The sequence below is a fragment of the Pseudoalteromonas rubra genome (assembly GCF_005887095.1).
Lineage (GTDB): Bacteria > Pseudomonadota > Gammaproteobacteria > Enterobacterales > Alteromonadaceae > Pseudoalteromonas > Pseudoalteromonas rubra_E.
The window spans coordinates 45,119-62,021 of sequence record NZ_PNCI01000001.1; the positions used below are offsets into that span (position 1 = coordinate 45,119).

Below are 16,903 nucleotides of genomic sequence, written 5' to 3' on the forward strand. Positions count from 1 at the left end.
AATGCGATTTATTTTATTCTCTTTGTTGTTTTTGTTTGTTTCTCACCAGGCCAACGCAAAAGTGTCTGTCAGATTGTGTTATGAGGATAAGCATATCCCACCTTTCTTTTTGGGCAATGGGCTGGATGTACCCAGAGAAAACCCGGGAGCGACCATTGAGATTTTACGCCTGCTTGAGACTCGGGTTGGCGGTGTGCAATTTGAATTTGTCCGTAAACCCTGGCAGCGTTGCCTTTATGAAATTAAACGAAATCGGGTGGATGCGGTTATCGCCAGCTATCGTCCTGCTCGGGAGTCTTTTTTGTCTTACCCGCTTAATGAAGACGGGTCGCCGAACACACTTAGCTCAATCAGTCGGCTGGGAACCTGTTTGGTTGGCATGACACAATTGAAAACAGCCATGAGCACCCAGCACTATCCGATTAATCTTGCTGTGCCTAGGGGTTACTCGGTGGCTGACTCTGTTGGCAGTGATAAATACACCATACTGAATACCGACTCCCAAAGTGATGCCTTTGAGCTTGTGCTAAAGGGCAAAGTACACGGTACCTTTGGCTTGTGCCAGGTCGATGGCAAAGCGGTATCTGCATTCCCTTATCGTCGCCAATTAGAAGCCGTTTATCCACCTTTAGACATCAGTTTTGGTTATCTTACGTTTTCCAAACAGTTCAGAGAGCAACATAGTGACACGGCACTTGCCCTGTGGTCCTCGTTGAGTACCACTGAGCTTCATCATATTTATATTGCGTATATAAACAGGCAAAGTTATCCCGGTGATGCACAAGATAGCAGTAAGTTGCCTTCGCGGCCGTTATGGCATGTGTTTGAGTAAGCTGGCTAATCTGTGGCAGTTTGGGTAGACTATCGCGAATTTTTAGCGGCTGATACATAAACCATGGCGCAATTATACTTTTACTATTCAGCAATGAATGCTGGTAAATCCACGACGCTTTTGCAGTCTGCATTTAACTACCGAGAACGGGGAATGAATCCGTTTATACTTACCGCGGCACTTGACGACCGCGCTGGTGTAGGCAAAGTCGCCTCTCGTATTGGCCTTGAAGCTGACGCGCATACTTATGAGCCAGCCACGGAGCTGTTAAGCCTAATCAACAAACACCATGATGAGCAATCGCTGGACTGTATCCTGGTGGATGAAAGCCAGTTTCTAAGTAAGCAGCAGGTTTCACAGTTGACCGATGTAGTCGATTTATTGGGTATACCCGTACTTTGCTACGGGCTAAGAACCGATTTTCGTGGCGAGTTATTCGAAGGGGCACAGTACTTGCTCGCCTGGGCGGATAAACTAATTGAACTCAAAACAGTTTGTCATTGCGGCCGTAAGGCGAACCATGTGTTACGACTAGACGCCTCGGGACGCGCGATTGCGGATGGTGCTCAGGTTGAAATTGGTGGCAATGATCGTTATGTATCTGTTTGTCGCAAACATTACAAGGCAGAGCTCAATAAGCTTTGAGCACTGCCCTGATTTTAAAAGCGCCAGGCGATAAAGCGGCTGACCTTCTGGCCCTGCTGCATCTCGATAACTCTGATATCGCTTGGCTTGACAGCTTGCAGGGCTTTTTTTAACGCCGCCAGGTTGTCTTTTTTGGACACCAGTGAAGTAAACCAGCCTACCTGCTCTGCGAACATCTGACTTTCTTCGATCATGGTTTTGATAAACGCCAGTTCGCCACCCGGGCACCAGAGTTCAGGGGCGTGACCACCAAAATTCAATTTAGCGTTTTGTGGTACTTTACCTAAGTTACGCCATTTTCTCGCCGTGCCCGCCTGTGCTGCTTGTTCACTCTCATGAAACGGCGGATTACACAATGTCAGCTGGTAATAATCTTTTGCAGAGATAACCCCGCGAAAAATCGCACGTTCATCTTTTTGCTGTTTGATTTTAATGCCCAGCCCATTTGCTTTGGCTATGGTCTGCGCCACCGACACTGCCATCGGGTTGATGTCGGAACCCGTAAATTGCCAGCCATATTCTGCCTGACCTATCAAGGGGTAGATCAAGTTTGCACCAGTACCAATATCAAGGCAGCGGACCTGTTTACCCGTCGGGGGAGTCCCCTGATTATCATCGGCCAGTAAGTCCGCCAAGGCATGAATATAATCTGCACGTCCGGGCACCGGCGGGCACAGGAAAGGCTCTGGTAGCTGCCAGAACTTGACGCCATAGTCACAGCAAAGAAGTGCCTGATTTAACGCAATGATAGCCGCTCGATCGGCAAAGTCTATGGTGTCTTCTCCACGAGGATTAGTGATGAGGTACTGCTTTAATGCCGGGTTTGCAATACAAAGCTGGGCGAAATCGTAGCCCTGTCGGTGTTTATTTCTGACGTGCATTGGGTATGTGTCAATTCTCTTACTTGGTGGATTGCGCATTATATCTAAATTCTGCTGCTCGCGCCGCTACTTTACCGAAGTAAGCAGGCATCAGGTACAAGCCGGCGTGCTTGCGATGACTATGACTGGCTGGTACGATGAGTTTAAACAATGATGAATTTATCTCACATGATCAAGCAAAACTCTCTCTATGTGTCAGTGTCTGATGGACACCGGTTGCATCTTCGCCATATCTACCATGAGCAGGCAAAGGGGCCGGCGGTGTTGATGTTGCACGGTGCCGTAGAGAACGGAAAGATTTTTTACACCCATAGTAATAAAGGGCTTGCCCCTTTTCTGGCAGAGCAGGGTTATCAGTGCTTTGTGGCTGATTTGCGCGGCAGAGGAGACAGCAAGCCGGCCATCAGCAAGGAAGACAGGCATGGGCAGACTGAATCTATCATTGAGGATATTCCCGCCATTTTGCGATATATCACAAAAGTAACAGGTAAACGTCCACAGTTTTGGGTTGCTCACTCCTGGGGGGGCGTGCTGCTAAACAGTGTACTGGCTCGGTTTGAGCAAGAGAGCGAACATGTCAGTGCTTGTGTTTACTTTGGGACAAAACGTAGCCTGTATAATCGCCATCCAGAAAAGTTGCTCAAAGCCAATCTGATCTGGTACACACTGGCGTTTTGGCAGGTCAAAAAGCATGGCTATCTTCCGGCTCGGCGGCTTAAATGGGGGTCGGACAATGAGACGCGTAAGTCTCACGCACAAAGCGTACAGTGGGCAAAGCGAAAACCCTGGGTTGATAGTGATGATGGTTTTGACTATGCGGCAGCACTTAAGGACCGTGCGCTACCGCCGACTTTGCATATAGCAGGAGTCAAAGATAAGGCACTTGCGCAGCCCATTGACATTAAAAAGTTTATGGCTGAGTCAGGCACTGGGATTCAGGAGATCAAAGTGTATGGCCGGCGCTATGGTCATCAGCATGATTATGATCACATCAATATGCTGACCCATAGTGGTGCGCGTCAGGATCAGTTTTCAGACCTGTTGGCCTGGTTTGAACAATACAAAGAAGCCTGATCACACAGGCGACTTAGCACCAGGTTGCTCCATCGCCAGTTCCTTATTTATCTGTGGCTCGAATTTTTTCCAGTTTATCAGAGGCGCAGAATTCAAGGGTTTGCGAACCTGTGCCTTGCTCAGTGTTGTGACCACTTTGTGGCTTTTGTAGAACTCCATACACTCAGGCTCGTATTTTTGGTACATAAAATTCAATGCCTTTCTAATCTCTCGCTCGGGTTCCTCAAGTAGCTTTTCATAACTTATAGTGTGAATATTACGAGGCAACATAGCTTTAAAATGCGACATCACATCATCGGTCATATCGCTGTATAGCTGGTATTCCTGCAAAGAGCAGAAGTAGGGCTCATCTTCGGCAAAATGATTGCTATAGACCGACCAGGCATTGGGCATAAACTCTCTGGTCATATGTATAAAACGAGCGTCAGGAAACATTCTGTAGATCAGGCCAATATTCTGAAAATTGGCCGGTAACTTGTTTATAACGGCTTCTTCAGCCACACGATGTCGCTTAATTTCATCAACGTACAAATTACGGCAATGATCGAGCATAGAGGTGCTGAGTGTTTTAACACAGTCTGGAAACGGGGCTTCGTTACGCATACTCAGGTAGGGCACAATATCGTCACTGATCACCGTACTCTCACCCATTGAGCCTACTTGCGAATGTTGGATCAGCATTTGTTCCAGCAAGGTAGACCCAGTCCGAGGCAGGCCGACGATAAACACGGGTGTAAAAGTTGCTTTTACTTTATCCGCTGATTTGCCAAAGAAGTCTTGGTCAAATATCTGCTTTAGGTACTCGAAGAAAGGTTGCATGGCAGATGTGTGGAAATCACACATTTGGAGTTGGGCTGAATTCGCTTGCTGATAATGGCTGAACGCAGTGTCTACATCTGATAATTTCTCGTAGGCCTTTGCTTTAGCGTAATGAACAACTATATGTACCCTGGGATTGTCGATATCGGTATCCAGTGAATCTAACAGTGCCAGATAGTCATTGAGCTTCTCGCCCTCGGTCAGTGTGATCAACTCGTGGATCATAAATACGGTAATCGCCGAATGAGGGCAGGATAAGCCTGCCTCGAAAACATTGCGAGCATTGTCAATAAAGCCATAGTCCAGATAAAACTGGCCTAAATGATAATGGGCCTGTGCATTATGTCTCGCAACGCTCAACGTATATTCGAGTACGGTTTTCGCATCAACGGGCGAGCCGACGGCAATAAACGCATCGGCCAGAGCATATAACGGATCGAGCATTTTGGGTAAATGTTCGCATGCGCGCTTCAAATAGTATATGGCGTTGTCATATTGCTCTAATCGCATACAGATCCTGCCAAGGCCAAACAAGGCTTTGCCATTTTTGGGATTCTGTTTCAGGACTTGTTTGAACATGAACTCGGCTTCGCGTAAGCGATTTTCTTCGAGTAATTCTGAGGCTCTTTCTAGCAGTAGCATGTGGTTTTAAAAAAGTTTTGCATACATGATAGAAATAAAAAGGGGAAATAGCTATAGCTACTTCCCCCTTTGTTTCTGGGTTACAGTAAGTCGTTAGAATGTGTAGGTTGCTTTCACATAGTAGAAGCCGCCATTGATCCCAAATGGTGAAGTTTCGTAGTAGATACCACCCCAATTGTTTGCAGGAGTCAGTTCTGTGGCACCGTCCTCCAGGAAGTCGACCACTTTCTCAGCATCCTGATCAAAGATATTGTTTGCACCGACAGTCAGACTGATGTTTTCGGTAGCAAAATAAGTCAGCTCAGCGTCAAATGTGAAGTTAGGATCGGCCATGATAGCAGTTGCATCATAGTCTACGTGTACACCCTGATACTCACCATAATAGTTGTAACGAATGAAGCCCGAGAAGTCTTCCCACTGTTGCGTCCAGGTGTAGGTCGCTCTGTGTTGTGGTAAGTCTTTTTCCAAACGCGCTACCTTGAAGGCACCGGTAATGTCTGAGAACTTATCAACTTCCGTTTCATTCCAGTTATATGCAGCACTGAATGTCGCAAAGCCACCTAACAGATCCATAGAATAGTTTGCAACTATATCTACACCCTGAGTTGTGGTGTCGAAGTCGTTAGTAAAGAAGGAGACCTGTGCCAGACTATCTACATTTGGAACGCCATCCGCTTTCAATGCCGCTTTTTGTTCAAGAGTTAAATCGATTTTGTTCGACTGGCTCAGACGGTCTTCAACCTCGATGTTGTAGTAGTCTATGGTCAGGAACAAATCTCCCGACTGATAGACAGCACCAAAGGTGTAGCTCTGTGATTCCTCTGGTTGTAATTCGCTACCGCCAAGTAGCTGTGAAACTGGGTTGGTGGGCGGTAATAGCGCAGAGTCGACCAGTACACCGCTGCTCAGGTTAGTTTGAACGTTACTAACATTAGCCTGACCAACTGTGGGGGCACGGAAACCTGTGCTAAGTGAACCACGCAGTGCAAGGTCCTCTGTAACGTGATATTGCCAGGTTACCTTGTAGTTGGTTGTTGATCCAAAGGTATCGTAGTCCTCGTAGCGTAGTGCCCAGCCCATCAGGAACTCTTCGGTAAACGGCGTTTCAATATCAATATAGGCTGCGTAGCTACGACGTGAGAACTCGCCGCCTTGTGAGGGCTTAAAGCCAGGGAAACCGTTGGAACCTATGCCGAAACCTTGCTGTGTCAAAGGCCCTGCGATAAACGAAGCTTCATCACCTGGGATAACCTCGAAGGTTTCTTCTTTCCACTCCAGGCCACCTGCCACGTTGACATCGTAAGCCAGGCCAAAGTCATAACCTTTTGAAAAATCAGCGTTGAAGTTCTTTTCAAGTTGAATGTATTTGCCTGGGCTGAACTCCATTGGCGTGTCTGGACCCATAGAGGCATTGATGGTGTTGGTAATGAAGTAACGAGATTCGTTACGGCCTACTGAGCCGCTGAAGTCATAATATGCTCCTTCCATAAAACCGTCTGTAAACTCACCTTTGGTACCAATAGTGAGAGACGTATCAGTGATGTTACCACCGAAGAAAGGCGTGAAACCGGCAGGCAGTATGTTGTTGAACGCAAAACAGTTTGCTGCGGCAAGCGAGTCCAGAGCAGCCTGATCCGGCAAGCCGTTAGCCTGCAACTCTACAACCGGACAGCTGATTTGCTGGTCGTAGCCGTCTAATGAACCCACTAAAACCGTTGGCGTCGCTGCATCCCAAGCAGCTTGCTGTGCTTCATCAGTTGGGTGACGTCGGGTCGGCGTGCCATTAACGTTGCGGATCACACCGCCATATACCTGTGGGCGTGTAGTTGGGTTACGATAGTAGAAGCCGCCTTTCACATCCCGCTCTGAATAGTTACCAAACATGTAAAACTGTGAGTCGTTGGTCAACTCAAGTCCGACATTACCAAACAAGGTGATGTCGTCGTTGATTTCTGGCGCACCCCATACCTGAGCCGGATCTCTCACTCCTTCTAAACCGGCATCCATAAAGGCTTGCGCATCCGGCCGTTGCACGCTTCGACTGGTTGGGTCGGCTTCTTTATACTGGAAACTCAAGTTTGCGAAGCCTTGATCTGTGAACGGCAGGCCTATGTTACCTTCTACCGTAGTTGTATCACCGTCGCCTTCATAGTATTGCCCTTGTTTGACGGAGATACTGCCGCCTTCAGAGGCATCTTTAAGTACAAAGTTGAGTACCCCTGCGATGGCATCGGAACCATACTGTGCAGCAGCACCATCACGCAAAACTTCAACTTGCTTAAGTGCAATACTGGGGATAACGGAAATGTCCGGGCCCTGAGCACCGTCGTTAATGCCTCCGCCCAAAAATGCGATAACAGAAGAGCGGTGACGGCGTTTGCCGTTGAGTAATATTAAAGTTGAGTCTGCCGGCAGACCACGCAGGTTAGCTGGGCGTACCAAGCTGGCTGCATCACTAATTGGGTTAGCGTGAACGTTCAGTGAGGGCACCGAGCCTTTAAGCAATTCCAGCATGTCGTCGCCACCTGCTTTACTCAGGTCGTCGCCACCAATAATGTCGATTGGTACGGGTGAATCACCCACGGAACGCGGTGCTGCGCGGGAGCCTACAACCGCAATTTTCTCAATTTTTTTGTTTTCGGCGCCAGCGTCAGCCTCTTCTGCCTGAACACTGGTGACAGCCAATCCCATTGTTGCAGTTGACGCCAAAGCAAATTTAATCGCACGACTTAGCGCATGTGTTTGTAGTTTCATCCTGTTTCCCCAGATATTATATGTTGTCATAATTCACAATATACATAACTTGCATCTAGTTTTTTAACTAGGTGTGTACTCACCATTAAAGATAATTGCAAATATGTTCACTGCACAGTTAAAGGTAGCAGTGAATTTTACAAGGTCAAATTTTCCAGTAACTTTTTGTTTGTGGTGCAAAAAATGAGCTTTCCCGTGGTTTTTTTAGGTACTGAGTAAGTTGAAATAAACTCACTAAATTCGCATTATTGCGTATTTTGCTGTGATTCTTGGGTGGGATACTCAAAACATGCCTTGTTAAAAGCTTCATCTTGTTAGCTGCATTGAGTGGTGAGGTTTCACTCTGTCTGTAAAATGTGACAGCGTGGTTGTCTCTCTAAGCGTGCTAACGCCACGTTTTTATTTCTGCTAGTATTGGGGGTACTAAGGTTCCCCCAAGTATGAGAATGCGATTAATTAAAGTAGTACATAAAGCGCCAATTCGAGTCGCAAGGATCGGTAAAAAACGCCAACAATTAAGGCTTAGACGTGCGCTTGTTGGCCTAAAGCTTGCGTTGGCTCAGGAAAAACAAGAAACACGTGAAATGCTGGATATTTATAAACGTTATCCGCAAGGCGGGGTGTCTAAACAAGAGCTGTCTGCGGCAAACCAACAGTTTGTCGATATTTTAAAAGGGCTGGGTCTTGGTGTCTTTGCTCTGTTGCCTTTTGCGCCTGTTACCATCCCTTTGATTGTTAAGCTCGGGCAATGGCTAGGGGTTGATGTGTTGCCGAGTTCTTTCTCATTGAATAAAAAGCCAAAAAGCAAAGAAAAATAACGCGATAAAAACCAAAAATAGAATTGCGCCCTGAATATAATCTTTTTACCTAGCTTTATGCATCCAGTGAGTGAAATATTTTTCCCACCTTGGTATTCTCTTGTCAGGTTTATGTAATTCAAGAGGCACGTATGAGTCATTTACTTGTTCACTCATCACAAGGAATACCGGTACATTTTATAAAGGAAAGTCAGCTAGGCGAATGGTTAGAGGAAAATGCACCACAAGCCAAAAACATCACGCTGGCGACCAGGCATAAAGCACAAAAAACCCTGCTGATCCCAGATATTCAAAGTGGCGAACTCAGCGCCGTACTGTGTCTGACTGAGTCACTCGATGATATGTGGTTGGCAGGTGAACTGCCCGCTCAGCTGCCGCAAGGCACTTATGCTTTTCAAGGCGATGAGGCGTTTGTAGAACAAGCCGCACTTGGTTACTTACTCGGCGCATATACATTCGACGCATACAAGAAGGCTTCTGCGCCTAGTGCCAAACTGGCCATTGAGTCAGAAGTCATGTTGAAAAAGTTGCAGGATCAGGCCGACGCTATTTATCTGGTCAGAGATTTGGTCAATACCCCGGCTGCAGACATGATGCCTCAGCATATGGCAGAGATCTGCATTGAGATGGCTGCGCAATTTGGCGCGCAGTTTTCTCAGATTGTGGGTGATGAATTGCTGGAAAACAACTACCCAACCATCCATATGGTTGGCAGAGCGAGTGAAAACAAGCCACGGCTGTTAGATTTGAATTGGGGTAATGAGGACGCACCTAAGCTGACTTTGGTTGGTAAAGGCGTCTGTTTTGATTCGGGTGGTCTGGATCTGAAGCCGGCATCTGGCATGCGTAACATGAAAAAAGACATGGGCGGCGCAGCTCACGTACTGGGCCTCGCTCATATGATCATGGCGGCCAATTTACCAGTTCGGTTGCGTGTGTTGATCCCCGCGGTTGAGAATGCAGTGTCGCGTAACGCATTTCGCCCCGGAGATGTTATCCAGACGCGTAAAGGTCTGACGGTAGAAATTGACAACACAGACGCAGAAGGTCGCTTAGTACTGTGTGATGCACTGGCGGAAGCTCAATCGGAACAGCCTGATCTGTTAATCGACTTTGCGACCTTGACTGGTGCATGCCGAATTGCGTTGGGTACAGAATTACCAGGTTTCTACAGCACCGATCAGGATGTGGCCAATGCCATGATTGCACAAGGTAACGCACTTCAGGATCCTATCTGGCAGCTGCCCTTGTTCGACCAATATAAAGCTTTGTTTAAGAGCGATGTGGCTGACATGGCGAACTGTGGGTCAACCCCGTTTGGTGGCTCTATTACCGCGGCTCTGTATCTGAAAGAGTTTGTTGAACCAGAACAGACTCCTTGGGTACATTTTGATGTGATGGCCTGGAACTTACGCTCGCTTCCGGGCAGACCTGTTGGCGGCGAAGGACTTGGCTTAAGAGCCACCTTTGCGTACCTTGAACAGCGCTATGCGTCATAAGCTGTTAAATTGATAAAAGGGCCGTGATGGCCCTTTTTTAATGTCTCTAAACGGGGAAAAGCGGACAGGCTAGCTTGCTAAATTTTTAAAAAGTTATAGAGTGTCGCAGGATAGAGTCTTATTCTGAGTACTGTTTTGTCTGTATTTACGTCGCAATGAGCTGAACTGGCACCGCTTGAGCCAGAGTCTTCGGCACTACCTCATTTATCTAAGCAATTCTGGAGCTTACAAATTGCCGGTTGGCTGGACCACAACCTGGCAGGGTACCAATAATCAGAACAGCGATTTTTCGGCGGCCAGTCTATTTATGGATGGCATCGCTCAACAATCAGTTTAAAGCCTTCGGGAAATAAGCAGGCCACAGTTCATTGTCAGGGTTAACATCAGGGATAATATAAATCAGGCACCTTTCGGTGCCTGATTTACTCACTAAGCGGGATTAGTCTCGCTCAGGAATATTTTGCAGTAATGCCTGCATTTGCTGCCAATACAGGCCAACCGATGCAATATGCACTTTCTCGTCAGGAGAGTGCGGGAATTTGATCGTTGGACCGAATGAGATCATATCCATATTCGGGTAAGGTTCTTTAAACAGACCACACTCCAGCCCCGCGTGGATCACCATGATATCTGGCTTGTTACCATAGATACCTTCATACATATCACGGAAAATATGCACCAGATCAGAGTTAGGGTCTGGTTTCCAGCCAGGGTAAGCACCTGAAAACTCGATGCTAGCACCAGCCAACGCTGCAAGTGAACTCAGTGTGCCTTCGACATCTGTACGGCCTGAGTCAATTAAAGAGCGGATCAGGCAAAGCACTTCTACTTTATCTGCATCAGTGGTGATCACGCCCAGGTTCAATGACGTTTCTACAACACCCTGAATATCATCGCTCATACGGACAACACCATTCGGACAGGCATTGAGCAGAGCCAACAAAGTATCCTGAGAGTTTGCAGACATGGCGTCGAGGGTGGTGTCTGTGTCATTTACGGCAAAGGCCAGATTTGTTTCTATGGCACCCAACTCGTTACTCAGCACAGTTTGGAATTCGCTCAGGCGCTGTTCCAGTATGCTGCGCTGCGCCGGTGCAATGGCAATCGTCGCATAAGCTTCACGCGGGATGGCGTTACGCAGTGAGCCACCTTTAAAAGCGACCAGGTTGTAGTCCACATCATTCAGATGATGCTTTAGTACCCTTGCCAGCAATTTATTGGCGTTGCCGCGACCGGTATGAATATCGACGCCGGAGTGTCCGCCTTTAAGCCCTTTTAAACTGACTTCTACAAGCTGATGGCCGGTTGCAACGGGTTGGCGCTCAACATTGACTGTCATGCTGGCATCTACACCACCGGCACAGCCCATATAGATTTCACCTTCCTGCTCAGAATCAGTATTCAGCAGAATGTCGCCTTCCAGCCAGCCAGCTTCAAGACCAAACGCGCCAGACATTCCTGCTTCTTCGTCTACGGTCAGTAAAACTTCCAGAGGGCCATGTGGAATATCCGATGAAGCCAGTACGGCAAGGCAAGACGCCATACCCATACCATTATCAGCGCCCAGAGTTGTGCCTTCAGCCGTAACCCACTCACCATCGATATAAGGGCGAATAGGGTCTTTGGTAAAGTCATGATCAGTGTCGTCGTTTTTCTGTGGCACCATGTCGATATGTGCCTGAAGAACGACGGGTTTTCGACTTTCCATGCCAGCAGTCGCAGGCTTTTTAATGAATACGTTGCCGGTATCATCACGGCGCACGGCCAGGCCATGAGATGTCGCCCAGTCGACAATGAAGGAGGCTAACGCTTCTTCATGTTTTGACGGGTGTGGAATTGCACAGATCTGGTCAAAGAATTGCCATACAATCTGAGGTGCCAAATTGGCAATGTCGGAATGAGGTTTAAACACCGGGTTCCCCTTATTTGAGCTATTGTCTTCCAGTCTGGACGCTTGCTAGTAAGTTTCAGACCGGTAAGTGGGTAAATTGTGGGGGGAGTTTACCATCGGCGGGTGTTTAGGGTCGAGTAGATGCGGCCAGTTGGGCGCGAACGCTTAACTGGCCCTGTAAAGGAGGCTGACCTTTACTGTTGACATGCCTTGACGGCATCGGCGATGAGTTCCATGCCGGAGTGCTCGCAAGTTGGCAGGGTTTCATCACAGTGCGCCAGTGGTGTTACGCGCTCGCCCCATTTAATGTAGCTGGCTGCCCAGGTAAGACCCGCGCCAAAGGCTGCTGACATTATGTTTGCATGAGGCTGAATTAGGCCTTGTTCAACGGCTTCACATAAGGCGATGGCAATGGTCGCGGCTGAGGTATTACCATACTTATCGATGTTCACCATGACTTTATCGTCTGCAATATCCAGTTTTTTCTGGATTGCCTGAATGATCCGCAGGTTGGCCTGATGTGGAACCAGCACGTCGATATCATCCAGCGACAAGTTCGCCTGAGCGAGTACATCGTCACATGCGACACTCATACCCGTTACGGCACGTTTAAAAATTTCACGCCCTTCGAACGCCAAGTCTGACGGACCTGGCGGGTCATAGCGGCTCAGATCGGTCCCATAGTTGGCAATGTGCAAAATCCCTCGGTCTTCACTGTCACACCCGGTTTTGGTGCCAAGCAGGCCGCAAGGTTCATCGCTGGCTTCCAGAATAACTGCACCAGCGCCGTCACCAAATAACACTGCGCTATCGCGTTTTGCCCAATTGACGTACCAGGTCATGCGCTCGGCTGCAACGACCACTGCACGTTTGATCATGCCAGCCTGGATCTGCGCTGTGGCATTTTGCAACGCGTATAAAAAGCCAGAACAGGCTGCATTAGTATCACAGGCGGCCGCGCCGACTGCACCAATATTTTTCTGTACCAATGAGGCAGTATTGGCCACCATGGTTGAGGGAGTGCAGGTTGCAAGCAACACCAAGTCTATATCTGAGCCTTTTAAACCGGCGCAGGCAAGAGCCTGTTTACTGGCATAAGTAGCCAACTCTGCGGTGCTGACATGACTCACACGGCGAGACTTAATGCCAGTGCGGGTGCTGATCCATTCGTCGTTGGTATCGACAATGTTACTTAATTCGTCATTACTGATAGAAGCGGGTGGGATTGCTTTTCCCCATCCTGTTATTTTTGCGTACTTCATTTTATCTCTTATTCAAATCCGACCAGTAGGCTAAGGCACAGTATATCGCAAACCACATTGTGTTACACACAATTATCCCTTGTCGAAATCAATGAATTGACTAGACTGATAAGAAGTGGTGGCGTTAATTGTTTGGTTTGTAATGCAAAAAATTAAATTTGATACGCTGGATATGCTTATTGGCCTGGAGCGGGAATTGCTGGATCCTGCCGTGCGAGAGAATCCGCAGCGACTAGCACAGTTGTTAGATGAGGATTTCTATGAAATTTCTGCCAATGGACTGATGTTTAACAAGTCGCATGTGCTGGCGAGGCTACCGCGTGAGAAAGTCCCGCAGTTTTATAATCAGGACTTTCAGGGGCAAATGCTGGCCGAACATCTTGCACAGATCACTTATCATGCTGCCTATCGCAGAAATGCCTATTCTAATTTAAACTATTCAGTCAGAATGTCCATCTGGCGAAACAGGGCGTCTGGCTGGCAGCTGCTGTTCCATCAGGGAACGCCATGCCCAGAGTTTAAGCTCAAATATGAATAACCCCGGCCAAAGCTGGAGCACAATAGAGGTGTGTATTGATTTACGTTGATAAACTGGTTGCAGTGTTGAATTACCCATTGTTTACTTTTGCTGAACGCTCATTTACGGCGGGTAAATTGCTGTTGGTACCGGTGCTGCTGTTTATTGGTATTTGGCTGACCCGATATTTCGTTAACAAGCTTACCAACCGACTCCGTACAGCAAATACCGATCCGAATATGGTGCACTTAGTGCAAAGGCTTTGCTACGTTCTTGCTATTGCCATCACAGTCATCACCATTTTGGATGTGATTAACGTGCCCATCACCGCCTTCGCCTTTTTGTCTGGCGCCATTGCCATCGGATTTGGATTTGGAGCCCAAAACATCATCAATAACTTTATCAGTGGTTGGATCCTGATGTGGGAAAAGCCCATCCGTATTGGAGACTTTCTGGAGGTGGAAGGAACTAAAGGGATAGTAGAAAAAATCAATACCCGCTCAACCCGACTACGCCGGGTAGATGGGGTGCATATGCTGATCCCAAATAGTAAATTACTGGAAAATACGGTTACTAACTGGACGCTGGTCGACAAACTGATGAGAACGTCAGTCAGGGTTGGCGTGGCTTATGGCTCACCCGCGAAACAGGTTGCAGCTCTGATTCAGCAGGCGACTGAAGAGCAGCCAGAGGTGCTCGCGGACCCCAAACCGCAGGTGACGTTTGAAGACTTTGGGGACAATGCACTCATATTTGAGGTCAATTTCTGGCTTAACTCGACGGTTGAAGGCGGTCTCAGGCAAGCGAGAAGCAAAATACGATTTCGCCTTGATGAGCTGTTTGCAGAGCACGATGTTGTTGTGGCGTTCCCGCAGCGCGACGTGCATATCGACGGGCAGATAGCCATTGTCAGGCAGCAAAAGCGAGCGGGTTGATACAACTTATCAACACCGGCGCGTTGCACGCATCGATACGTTTTTTTAATCCACAAGACCTGAGCTTTCATGTTAATTAACTTTTCACCCAATTCTGCACTTGGCCAGTTGTTGTTGTTGCGCTCTATTGCCATCCTACTGCAGCTGGTTTTGGTGCTGATTTCATTGTGGTTTCTGGACAAAAATCTGCCAGAGCAGCCTATTTTTACCGTCATCGCACTGGAGTCCGTTTTTCAGCTGGCCAGTATCTATGCTTACCGTAAAGCCAGTGAGGTTTCGCCCGGGGCGATGGTGATGCAGCTGGTGGCTGATATTTTATTTCTCACGGTATTGTTGTCCTTTCTTGGCGGGGCAAGTAACGCCTTTGTCTCTCTGCTACTCTTACCTTGCATCATTGCGGCGGTAACTGTGCCGCCGCGATTTGTGGTGTTCATTTCTGCGGCCGCTTTGGTGGCGTATGGATACTTATACACGGTTGTGCCCATGCACCATCATGGCATGCACATGGGCCAGCATTTGCTGGGTATGTTGGTGAACTTTGTCTTTATGGTGATTGTGATAGTCACCGTAGTGACATTTCTTGCAAGTCGTATTCAGCAGCGTGAACTGGCGCTGGCCAAGAGCCGGGAGAAACAACTCCAGCAGGAACAGGTGTTAGCACTGGGGAGCGCGGCTGCGCAGGTAACGCATCAGCTGGCCACACCCATTGCGCATCTGAGTTTGTTGTTTGAAGAGCTGAATGAAGATTTTCCACAGCATCCGGCTGTGAAGGAGATGCAGGCACCGCTTGCGCAGTGTAAAACACAGTTAGATGGTTTCAGGGCTCAGACCGAGCTGCTAAAGCCCCATGCCCAGGTTCACAGCCAGGGGTTTGAGACGTTATGGCAACAGCTCCATGAGCTGTTGACCTTACAGTTTCCCGAACAAAGTATTTCCTGCCAGTTACCGCCGGAGTCATTTTCTGTCAATGGTGACCCCATGCTGATCCCTGCTTTGTTTAATCTGTTTGCGAATGCAGCAAAAGCCAATGAGAAAAGCTCGGCATCTAACCTTGAGGTGAATGTTACCGTGGCAGAGGATACAACAAGCACTACTCGTCTGTGCTGGTCTTTGTCGATCAGAGACTTTGGCCCAGGCATCGAAATGGATAAGCTGGCGCTAATTGGTAAGTCGGTGGTCGACAGTTCATCCGGTTTGGGCATGGCGCTGTTGCTGTCACATGCTACAATCGAACGCCTCGGAGGCACCCTGCATTTGTCTAACCATCAAACTCAGGGGGCCGTATCTGTGGTGACCTTACCTGTAGTATAAATTATGAAGTTACTGATTATTGAGGACGATGTCCCTTTCGCTGCCACTTTATCGCGCAGAATGACCAAGCTCGGGTTTGACTGTCAATGTGTACATGACGAGGTAAATATTGCCCGTCAGTGCCAGTCATTCTTACCAGACTATGTACTGCTGGATATGAAGCTAACTGCCAGCTCGGGGCTACAGCATATTGCGTTGATCCGCGAGATAGTCCCAAATGCTAAAATTGTGCTTTTGACAGGTTTTGCCAGTATTGCGACTGCGGTTGAGGCGATTAAACTGGGTGCCGATGAATATCTGACTAAACCTGCGGACACCCAGCTGATAGCCAAAACCTTGTTGGGGACGCAATTCCAGTTAGACGATACCGCTGATAACACCATGTCACCTGAGCGACTTGAATGGGAGCACATTCAACAGACGCTGAAAGCCAATGAAGGCAATATTTCAGAAACCGCCAGACAGCTGAACATGCACCGACGCACCTTGCAAAGAAAACTTCAGAAACGCCCGGTACTTAAATAATCCATGCATAGCCCGGTTTGCTCTTCTAATGGTTATTAACTAAATTGAAATTAGTGGAATAATCGAGGTAAGTGCTGTGACTGTGTTTGATGTGGATGTGGTTGCCGTCGTTATTGCGGCAATCTCCTCTTTTGCGTTGGGGGGGATATGGTATTCACCGCTGTTGTTTCATAAGTCCTGGTTGGAAGGGGCAGGGCTTACGGATTTAGATATACAAAATGCGGATCACAAGCTGATATTCAGTGGCGCGATGTTTTTGTCCATTCTGGCGGCATTCCTGATGGCGGCACTTTTGGGTAAGAACCCTGCGATTTTGGATGGTGTGCTGCTTGGCTTAGCCGTGGGGGTGTGCTTTGTTGCCAGTACACTTGGTACCAGTTACCTGTTCGAACAGCGCCCCCTTAAATTGTTTCTGATTAATGCTGGATATCACACCGCGCAGTTTTGCCTGATTGGCTTTGTGCTTGGCATACTGAGTTAACGGTCTGCTTTTACTTG

15 protein-coding genes are annotated in these 16,903 nt (G+C 48.0%); 10 read left to right on the plus strand and 5 right to left on the minus strand.

Translation table 11 applies throughout. From position 1 onward, the window contains the following. Position 1 precedes the first annotated feature (1 nt). Both CWB99_RS00185 and CWB99_RS00190 read left to right on the plus strand, forming a co-directional pair. Positions 2–832 carry an amino acid ABC transporter substrate-binding protein gene (locus tag CWB99_RS00185; protein ID WP_138551995.1) on the plus strand — a complete coding sequence of 277 codons (831 nt, stop codon included), beginning with the start codon at positions 2–4 and terminating at the stop codon, positions 830–832. 63 nt (positions 833–895) lie between these two features. Continuing rightward, a complete protein-coding gene (locus CWB99_RS00190) occupies positions 896–1,477 on the plus strand; it encodes a thymidine kinase (RefSeq protein ID WP_138551994.1) in 582 nt (193 codons plus the stop codon). Between the two features lie 14 nt (positions 1,478–1,491). Here CWB99_RS00190 and rlmF read toward each other — a convergent pair whose 3' ends face one another. Continuing rightward, complete coding sequence (gene rlmF / locus CWB99_RS00195) at positions 1,492–2,358, minus strand: 23S rRNA (adenine(1618)-N(6))-methyltransferase RlmF (RefSeq protein ID WP_171045222.1); 867 nt, start codon at positions 2,356–2,358, stop codon at positions 1,492–1,494. 168 nt (positions 2,359–2,526) lie between these two features. Between rlmF and CWB99_RS00200 the strand changes: the two genes are divergently transcribed. Further along, positions 2,527–3,432 (plus strand): alpha/beta fold hydrolase, encoded by a 906-nt coding sequence (locus tag CWB99_RS00200; RefSeq protein WP_138552035.1) that lies wholly within the window; start codon positions 2,527–2,529, stop codon positions 3,430–3,432. Here CWB99_RS00200 and CWB99_RS00205 read toward each other — a convergent pair whose 3' ends face one another. Together CWB99_RS00205 and CWB99_RS00210 are read right to left on the minus strand one after the other, a co-directional pair. Beyond that, positions 3,433–4,893, minus strand: coding sequence for a tetratricopeptide repeat-containing sulfotransferase family protein (locus tag CWB99_RS00205; protein WP_138551992.1), 1,461 nt, complete (start codon positions 4,891–4,893; stop codon positions 3,433–3,435). Positions 4,894–4,986: 93 nt separating this feature from the next. Then, positions 4,987–7,647, minus strand: a complete 2,661-nt coding sequence (locus tag CWB99_RS00210) for a TonB-dependent receptor plug domain-containing protein (RefSeq protein ID WP_138551991.1) — start codon at positions 7,645–7,647, stop codon at positions 4,987–4,989. Between the two features lie 446 nt (positions 7,648–8,093). On the opposite strand from CWB99_RS00210, the gene CWB99_RS00215 reads away from it, so the two are divergent. Further along, positions 8,094–8,465: a hypothetical protein gene (locus CWB99_RS00215; RefSeq protein WP_138551990.1), complete on the plus strand. Its 372-nt coding sequence runs from the start codon at positions 8,094–8,096 to the stop codon at positions 8,463–8,465. 131 nt (positions 8,466–8,596) lie between these two features. After that, complete coding sequence (locus CWB99_RS00220; protein WP_138551989.1) at positions 8,597–9,964, plus strand: leucyl aminopeptidase family protein; 1,368 nt, start codon at positions 8,597–8,599, stop codon at positions 9,962–9,964. A gap of 439 nt (positions 9,965–10,403) precedes the next feature. Here CWB99_RS00220 and CWB99_RS00225 read toward each other — a convergent pair whose 3' ends face one another. Together CWB99_RS00225 and CWB99_RS00230 are read right to left on the minus strand one after the other, a co-directional pair. Further along, a complete protein-coding gene (locus CWB99_RS00225) occupies positions 10,404–11,876 on the minus strand; it encodes an aminoacyl-histidine dipeptidase (protein WP_138551988.1) in 1,473 nt (490 codons plus the stop codon). Between the two features lie 173 nt (positions 11,877–12,049). After that, positions 12,050–13,117 (minus strand): ketoacyl-ACP synthase III, encoded by a 1,068-nt coding sequence (locus CWB99_RS00230; protein ID WP_138551987.1) that lies wholly within the window; start codon positions 13,115–13,117, stop codon positions 12,050–12,052. A 142-nt stretch (positions 13,118–13,259) separates the two neighbouring features. On the opposite strand from CWB99_RS00230, the gene CWB99_RS00235 reads away from it, so the two are divergent. From CWB99_RS00235 to CWB99_RS00255, 5 genes are all read left to right on the plus strand, one after another. Further along, positions 13,260–13,655 (plus strand): DUF4440 domain-containing protein, encoded by a 396-nt coding sequence (locus CWB99_RS00235; protein ID WP_138551986.1) that lies wholly within the window; start codon positions 13,260–13,262, stop codon positions 13,653–13,655. Between the two features lie 35 nt (positions 13,656–13,690). Then, positions 13,691–14,569, plus strand: coding sequence for a mechanosensitive ion channel family protein (locus tag CWB99_RS00240; protein ID WP_138551985.1), 879 nt, complete (start codon positions 13,691–13,693; stop codon positions 14,567–14,569). A 69-nt stretch (positions 14,570–14,638) separates the two neighbouring features. Next, positions 14,639–15,880, plus strand: a complete 1,242-nt coding sequence (locus tag CWB99_RS00245) for a sensor histidine kinase (protein ID WP_138551984.1) — start codon at positions 14,639–14,641, stop codon at positions 15,878–15,880. 3 nt (positions 15,881–15,883) lie between these two features. Further along, positions 15,884–16,405: a response regulator transcription factor gene (locus CWB99_RS00250; protein WP_138551983.1), complete on the plus strand. Its 522-nt coding sequence runs from the start codon at positions 15,884–15,886 to the stop codon at positions 16,403–16,405. Between the two features lie 76 nt (positions 16,406–16,481). Beyond that, positions 16,482–16,886, plus strand: coding sequence for a DUF1761 domain-containing protein (locus tag CWB99_RS00255; protein ID WP_138551982.1), 405 nt, complete (start codon positions 16,482–16,484; stop codon positions 16,884–16,886). The last annotated feature ends 17 nt before the right edge of the window (positions 16,887–16,903 follow it).

What these genes read in the sequence shown, in the direction of transcription:
- rlmF (WP_171045222.1), bottom strand. Translation starts at nt 2,358, where the DNA reads ATGCACGTCAGAAATAAACACCGACAGGGCTACGATTTCGCCCAGCTT.
- CWB99_RS00245 (WP_138551984.1), top strand. Translation starts at nt 14,639, where the DNA reads ATGTTAATTAACTTTTCACCCAATTCTGCACTTGGCCAGTTGTTGTTG.
- CWB99_RS00250 (WP_138551983.1), top strand. Translation starts at nt 15,884, where the DNA reads ATGAAGTTACTGATTATTGAGGACGATGTCCCTTTCGCTGCCACTTTA.
- CWB99_RS00200 (WP_138552035.1), top strand. Translation starts at nt 2,527, where the DNA reads ATGATCAAGCAAAACTCTCTCTATGTGTCAGTGTCTGATGGACACCGG.
- CWB99_RS00220 (WP_138551989.1), top strand. Translation starts at nt 8,597, where the DNA reads ATGAGTCATTTACTTGTTCACTCATCACAAGGAATACCGGTACATTTT.
- CWB99_RS00185 (WP_138551995.1), top strand. Translation starts at nt 2, where the DNA reads ATGCGATTTATTTTATTCTCTTTGTTGTTTTTGTTTGTTTCTCACCAG.
- CWB99_RS00230 (WP_138551987.1), bottom strand. Translation starts at nt 13,117, where the DNA reads ATGAAGTACGCAAAAATAACAGGATGGGGAAAAGCAATCCCACCCGCT.
- CWB99_RS00190 (WP_138551994.1), top strand. Translation starts at nt 896, where the DNA reads ATGGCGCAATTATACTTTTACTATTCAGCAATGAATGCTGGTAAATCC.
- CWB99_RS00205 (WP_138551992.1), bottom strand. Translation starts at nt 4,893, where the DNA reads ATGCTACTGCTAGAAAGAGCCTCAGAATTACTCGAAGAAAATCGCTTA.
- CWB99_RS00215 (WP_138551990.1), top strand. Translation starts at nt 8,094, where the DNA reads ATGCGATTAATTAAAGTAGTACATAAAGCGCCAATTCGAGTCGCAAGG.
- CWB99_RS00210 (WP_138551991.1), bottom strand. Translation starts at nt 7,647, where the DNA reads ATGAAACTACAAACACATGCGCTAAGTCGTGCGATTAAATTTGCTTTG.
- CWB99_RS00235 (WP_138551986.1), top strand. Translation starts at nt 13,260, where the DNA reads ATGCAAAAAATTAAATTTGATACGCTGGATATGCTTATTGGCCTGGAG.